Source organism: Streptomyces sp. NPDC007162, from assembly GCF_040634175.1.
In the GTDB taxonomy this organism is placed as follows: domain Bacteria; phylum Actinomycetota; class Actinomycetes; order Streptomycetales; family Streptomycetaceae; genus Streptomyces.
Genome location: NZ_JBEYFC010000539.1, coordinates 1 through 5827 on the forward strand (window position 1 = coordinate 1; position 5827 = coordinate 5827).

At 74.9% G+C, this 5827-nt stretch carries 5 protein-coding genes and 1 pseudogene; 2 read left to right on the forward strand and 4 right to left on the reverse strand.

The window, feature by feature from the left end:
* A pseudogene (locus ABZ646_RS38450) lies at window positions 1-168 on the forward strand (cytochrome P450); the annotation flags it as partial.
* Window positions 169-178: 10 nt separating this feature from the next.
* On the opposite strand, the gene ABZ646_RS38455 reads toward ABZ646_RS38450, so the two are convergent.
* The 3 genes from ABZ646_RS38455 to ABZ646_RS38465 are packed head-to-tail and all read right to left on the reverse strand — an operon-like array spanning window position 179 to window position 2726.
* Window positions 179-655 carry a hypothetical protein gene (locus ABZ646_RS38455; RefSeq protein ID WP_360529892.1) on the reverse strand — a complete coding sequence of 159 codons (477 nt, stop codon included), beginning with the start codon at window positions 653-655 and terminating at the stop codon, window positions 179-181.
* On the reverse strand, window positions 652-1290 hold the full coding sequence (locus ABZ646_RS38460; protein WP_360529901.1) for a sigma-70 family RNA polymerase sigma factor: 639 nt from the start codon (window positions 1288-1290) through the stop codon (window positions 652-654). Before ABZ646_RS38460 ends, ABZ646_RS38455 begins: the two co-directional genes overlap by 4 nt.
* A complete protein-coding gene (locus tag ABZ646_RS38465; RefSeq protein ID WP_360529895.1) occupies window positions 1287-2726 on the reverse strand; it encodes a S8/S53 family peptidase in 1440 nt (479 codons plus the stop codon). Before ABZ646_RS38465 ends, ABZ646_RS38460 begins: the two co-directional genes overlap by 4 nt.
* A 149-nt stretch (window positions 2727-2875) precedes the next feature.
* Between ABZ646_RS38465 and ABZ646_RS38470 the strand changes: the two genes are divergently transcribed.
* Entirely contained in the window at window positions 2876-5440 is a 2565-nt protein-coding gene (locus ABZ646_RS38470; RefSeq protein WP_360529904.1) for a CHAT domain-containing tetratricopeptide repeat protein, read from the forward strand.
* Between the two features lie 39 nt (window positions 5441-5479).
* Here ABZ646_RS38470 and ABZ646_RS38475 read toward each other — a convergent pair.
* On the reverse strand, window positions 5480-5827 hold a 348-nt coding region (locus ABZ646_RS38475), incomplete at its 5' end, for a helix-turn-helix transcriptional regulator (RefSeq protein WP_360529898.1).

The window sequence follows — 5827 nt, forward strand, 5'->3', positions numbered from 1 at the left end:
CCGCACTACTGCACGGGCGCGGTCCTCGCCCGGCTCCAGACCGAACTGCTGGTCGACACCCTGCTCGACCGGCTGCCGGGGCTGCGGCTCGCGGTGCCGGCCGAGGACGTGCAGTGGCGCCGCAGGACGATGATCCGCGGGCCGCGGACGCTGCCCGTCACCTGGTGACCGGGCTCCCTCAGGCCCGCAGCCACTCCGTGACGATCACTTCCCCGCCGGTCCGCAGCCGCAGCGCGAACGGACCGGCGGGCGGGGCGTCGCCGGTGAACCGCCCCATGCCGTCGGCCGTGAGCGGGCGTACGACCGACGGGCCGCCGAGCACCTCGATGCGCGCGGACTGCGGGGGCAGCACCTGGCCGAGCAGTCCCTCGGCGGTGAACTCGACGTCCACAGTGACGCCGCCCGCCCGGAAGGTCAGCATCCGGGGCGGGTCCTCGACTCCCCTGACCGGGACGGCGTCGACGAGCGAGTCGAAGGCCAGCTCGGCGATCCGGGCGTCCAGGTCGTGCAACGCGTAGGCGTCCATGGCCGTTTGCAGCAGGCCGGCCGGGAGCGGGTCGAGCACGGCGGCCGCCTGGCGCAGCTCCTCCTCCAGGGCGTCCGCGTCGAACCCGGTGTCGTCGTGGCCCTCTTCGTCCGGGAACCGGTCGTTCACGCCGCACCCCTCGCGTCGAGCCGGGCCCGCAGCCGGCGCAGGCAGCGCTGGCGCAGCGGGCCGATGCTGCCCACCGCGATGCCCAGTGCCACGGACACCTCGACATAGCTGGGCGGTGGCGAGGCCATCAGGACGCGCAGCAACTGCCTGCACCGGTCGCCGAGTTCCTCCAGCTCCTGCCAGAGCAGGCGGATCCGCTCGGCCTCGACCGCCTGCTCCTCGGCGTCGATCAGCGACTGCTCGGGCGTGCGGTCCTCGCTGATCCGGTCCAGGACCTGCGGGTCGTCGGTCGGCATCAGCCGGGTCAGCCCCCGGATCACCTTCAGACACTCGTTGCGGGCCGTACTGGCCAGCCAGGAACCGGCCTTGTCGGGTTCCCGGATGCGGCCCAGGTGCTGGGCGAACCGGAACCACACCGTCTGGTACACCTCGTGCCCGTCGGCGTCGGAGAGCCGGTGCGCGCGCACCACGGACCACACCAGCGGGCTCAGCCCTTCCACGAGCGCCTTCCAGGCCGCCGCGTCACCGTCGACGGCGGACTGGACCAGCGCGCCGACCTCTGCTCGGTCCACGGTCCCACCCCTCGTGTACGGCAAGTCATCGTACGCCGTGGAGGGGAGTGTTCCGGAACTCAGGCCGAGGCGGCCAGTTGGACGACCGGAACGGGCTGCCAGGTGGCCGGGCGGAGCGCCGGGACCTGTGCCCCGCAGACCTCGGCGTACTCCGTGGCGGCCGCGAGCAGCCGGGCCCGCGCGGCGCGCGGGTCGGTGACCCGGTGGGTGGTCATCCAGTCGGCGACGAGGCCGGCGACGATGGGGGTGGCGAACGATGTTCCACTCCACTGTGCGAATCCTTCGAACATCACTTGGTCGGGTTTGCCGGGGCCGGTCGTCCCGGTGTCGGTCAACACGCCGGTGTGGCGCGGGTACTGGCAGGTGCAGGCGTAGGTGAAGCCGAACCGGCAGGCCTCGTAGGTGGTGTGCTGGTAGACGTACGGCACGGGCGCGTCGAAACCGGCCAGCGGCCCGGTGAGCAGCTCGCCGGGGGCGTAGACCTTGACCCAGTCGCCGTGGTTGGTGAAGCAGGCGCCGGACACGCCGTCGCTGCGCAGGGCGCCCACCGACAGGACGGTGTCCTCGTAGCCGGTGAGATCCGCGCAGGCGGCGGGCCAGAAGGAGGTCTCGCTGCCGTTGTTGCCCGCCGCCGCGACGAGCAGGGTGGGCTGGTCGCGCAGGGCCCGCATGAACGCCTCGACGCCGAGCAGTGCGTCGCCGCTGCCGTTCGAGGTGCCGGCGGAGAGGCTGATGATGTCCGGCCAGCCGTGCCGGTCGACCGCTTCGAAGAGCTTGCCGCCGAACTCGGACTCCAGGATGGCACCCACGTCGTTCATGGTGTTGGTGACGGTGATGTCCGTGTTGGGGGCGAGGGCGGCGACGAGGCCGGCGATGAACGTGCCGTGGCCGACGTACTGCTGGAGGACTCCGTCGGCGTCGGTCTCGGCGATCTGCGGGTCGCCCTGGGCGTGGGCGAGCAGCGGGTAGGAGCGGTAGTCGTGCACCAGGCCGGTGTCGATCACCAGGACGCGGACCGCGCTGCCGGGGTCGTGACTGCCCTGTGCGGCGCCCGGGTTGGGCGCCTGGGTGAGCAGGGCCGGCAGGGGTTCGCAGGGGTTGCAGGAGTTGGCGTTCGTGGTGGCGACCACGTGGTTGCGGCTGACCATCCGGCGTCCGGTGCGGTCCTCCGCCTCCCGCAGGGCGCGCAGCGCGTGGCCGACCGCGTGGTCCCCGGTGTGGTCGCCGTGGTTCGGGTCACCGACCCGGATGCGGCTGACCCCGGTGCGGTTGCGCTCGGGGCCGGTCCTGCGGACGTGGTCGGCGACCAGTCCGGCGGTCGCGGTGAAGTGGGCGCGCACGGTGTCCTCGACGACCCGGGCCTCCTCCCCGTCACGGGCGAGCACGACCCCCTTCTCGTACAGGAACTCGGCGGAGTCGTCCGGACCCATCGCCAGTGGAACGTCCGGCATGCAGCGCTGGATGTGGTCGAACTGCTCCTGGAATCGCTGAGGTGCCATGACCTGTCCTCCCCCGGAAACGGCGTTCTTCAGTCAGAGTCGCCTTGCCGCCGATTGATACAGCGTCAAACCTGTGGGGCATGTCTGCCCAGGCCACTACCATCCGAGGAGTGACTGCGCGAAGCGATTCGGTTACGGAACTGCTGCCGATGGTGTTCGCCGCCCCCGGCGAGGCACTGGCACGGGCGGAACAGGTCCTCAGGTCCGGTCCGCCGCCGCTCGACGCGTCCGTGGCGCACCAGGTCATCGGCATCTGGCAACGGGACTTCGGGGACCTCGGGGTCGCCCTCGACCATCTGCGCCGCGCCCGCGACTTCGCGGCCCGCGCGGACTCCGCGGAGCGGGAGGCGGACGTCCTCGGCACCCTCGGGGTCGCGTTGGTGCACGCGGGGCGTACGAGGCAGGGGCTGGCCGCGATCGAGCGCGGGGTGGCCCGGAGCAACGGGCACACCCGGGCACGGGTGCTGTACCGGCGGGCGTACGCGTGCTGGGTGCTGGGCCGGCACAAGGAGGCCCTGGAGGACGTACGAAGGGCGATACCGGCGCTGCGGCAGGCCGACGACGTCATCTGGACCGCGCGGGCGCTGAGCGTGCGGGCCACGGTGCATCTGGCCCTGGGGGCGGTGGACCGGGCGGACGCGGACTTCACCGCGGCCGAGCTGCTGTGGGAGACGACGGGCCAGGAACACGACAAGGCGGTCGCCGTGGAGAGCCGGGGCCTGGCCGCGTTCCGCTCCGGGGACGTCCCGGCGGCGCTGCGGCTGCTCGCCGAGGCCGAGCAGCGGTACACCGAGCTGGGCACCCCGCCGTTCATGCTGTACATCGCGCGCTGCGAGGTGCTGATGGCGGCGGGGCTGGCGCCGGAGGCGCTGGCCGAGGCGGACGCGGCGATCGCGACCCTGGACCGGCTCGGCGGGCAGTCCACCCGCAAGGCCGAGCTGCTGCTGGCCGCCGCCCGGGCCGCCCGGTCGGCCGGGGACGCGGGGACCGCCGTCGCCCGTGCGGCCGTCGCGGTGCGGCTGTTCTCGGGGCAGCGGCGCAGCTGGTGGGAGACGCATGCCCGGCTGGAGCTGATCGAGGCGCGGGTGGCGGGCGGGGCCGCTTCCGGACGGCTGGTGCAGGAGGCGGCGGGGGTCGCCGACCGGCTGGCTTCCTTCGGGGCGCCCGCGGCGCCGGAGGCCTCGCTCCTCGCGGGGCGGATCGCGCTGGCGCTGGGGTGGACGGCGGACGCGGAACGGCATCTCGCGGTGGCCGCGCGCAGCAGGCACGCCGGCCCGCCGCTGGCCCGGATGACCGGCTGGGCGGCCCAGGCGCTGCGCGCCCGGGCGGCGGGTTCCGGCCGGGGGGTGCTGGAGGCGTGCCGGCGCGGCCTGGACGTCCTCGACGACCACCGGATGACGCTGGGCGCCTCGGAGCTGCGGGCCCGGGCCACCGCGCAGGGCGCGGAACTGGCCGCGCTGGCGCAGCAGGCGAGCCTCGCGCACGGCGGTCCGCGCCGGCTCCTTCAGTGGAGCGAACGCTGGCGGGCCACCGTCCTGTCCGCTCCCCCGACCCGGCCGCCCGCCGACCCGGCCCTGCTCAGTTCGCTGACCGCGTTCCGGGAGATCGCGTCCCGCGCGGAGCAGGCCCGCCGGGAGCGCCGCCCGGTGCCCGCGCTGGAGCGTGAACAGCGGCGCCTGGAACGGGAGATCCGCTCCCGCACCCACCACATCCGCGGTGCCGCCCCGGGCGAGGGCGCCCGTTTCGACCCGGCCCGGCTGCTCGACCGGCTCGGCGACACCCGGCTGGTCGAACTCGCCGTCCTGGACGGCCGGGTGCAGGTGCTGCTGTGCGGCCGGGGCCGGGTACGGCGCTTCGCGGGGGGTCTGCTGGCGGACGCGGTCGCCGAGGCGGAGCACGTCCAGGCGGGGCTGCGGCGGCTCGCGCATCCGGGGGCGGAGGGTCGGCTTGCGGTGGTCGAGGCGTCCGGGCGGCGCCTTGAGGAGCTGCTGCTGGGCGCGGCGGCGGACCAGCTCGGCGCCGGTCCCGTGGTGATCGTCCCGCCGGGCGCCCTGCACCGGGTGCCGTGGGCGCTGCTGCCCTGTCTGCGGGAGCGGGTGCTCAGTGTGTCGCCGTCGGCGGGGAGCTGGCTGCGGGCCCGGGAGACCGAGCCGCCGCCGGGCGGCCGGCAGGTGCTGGTCCGCGGGCCCGGTCTGGCGACCGGGGGCGCGGAGGTGCCGGAGGTGGCGAGCCGGTACCCGACGGCGACGGTGCTGGAACAGGACGACGCCCAGGTGCCCCGGGTGCTGGCCGAGCTGGACGGGGCCGCCCTCGCGCACATCGCGGCGCACGGCACCTTCCGTGCGGACAGCCCGCTGTTCTCGTCCCTGCTCATGGCCGACGGCCCGCTGATCGTGCACGACTTCGAACGGCTCGCCCGCAGCCCTTACCGGATCATCCTCTCCAGCTGCGACACGGCCCGCCTCGCCTCGGTCGGCGCCGACGAACTCCTCGGCCTGGTCACGGCGTTGCTGCCGCTGGGCACGGCCGGGGTGGTGGCGAGCAGCGCGCCCGTCAACGACGCTGCGGTGGTGCCCCTCATGCTGGCCCTGCACAAGGGCCTGGGCGCCGGGCTGTCGTTGGCGGAGGCGCTGCGCGACGCGCGGGCCGCGCTGCCGGCCGACACGGTCCACCAGGCGACGGGATGGGCGTTCGCCGCGTTCGGGGCGGCCTGAGGGAGTCCGGTCCCGGGGCGGCCAGCGCCGGCGACCGACTCACGCCGACTGTGCGTCCGGCTGTTCCACCAGCCACGGCAGGTCCGCGCGGTCGCTCGCGCCGAGGCGGGTGTAGGCGCCGTAGAGGTGGTTGCCCACGGTCCGTACGGACAGGGTCAGCCGTTCGGCGATCTGCCGGTTGCTGAGGCCCGCGGCGGCGAGGGTGACGATCTGCCGCTGGCGGGCGGTGAGTTCACCGAGGACCAGACCGGACAGGGCCGGGGTGCGGGCGCCCTGGCAGCGGCGGGCGAGGGCGACCGCGCGGGTGCGGGACACGCGGGCCGCGCGCGGGTCGCGGTGGGCGCGGACGGCCTGTGCGTGGGCCCGTCGCCGTGGGCGAGGGCCTCC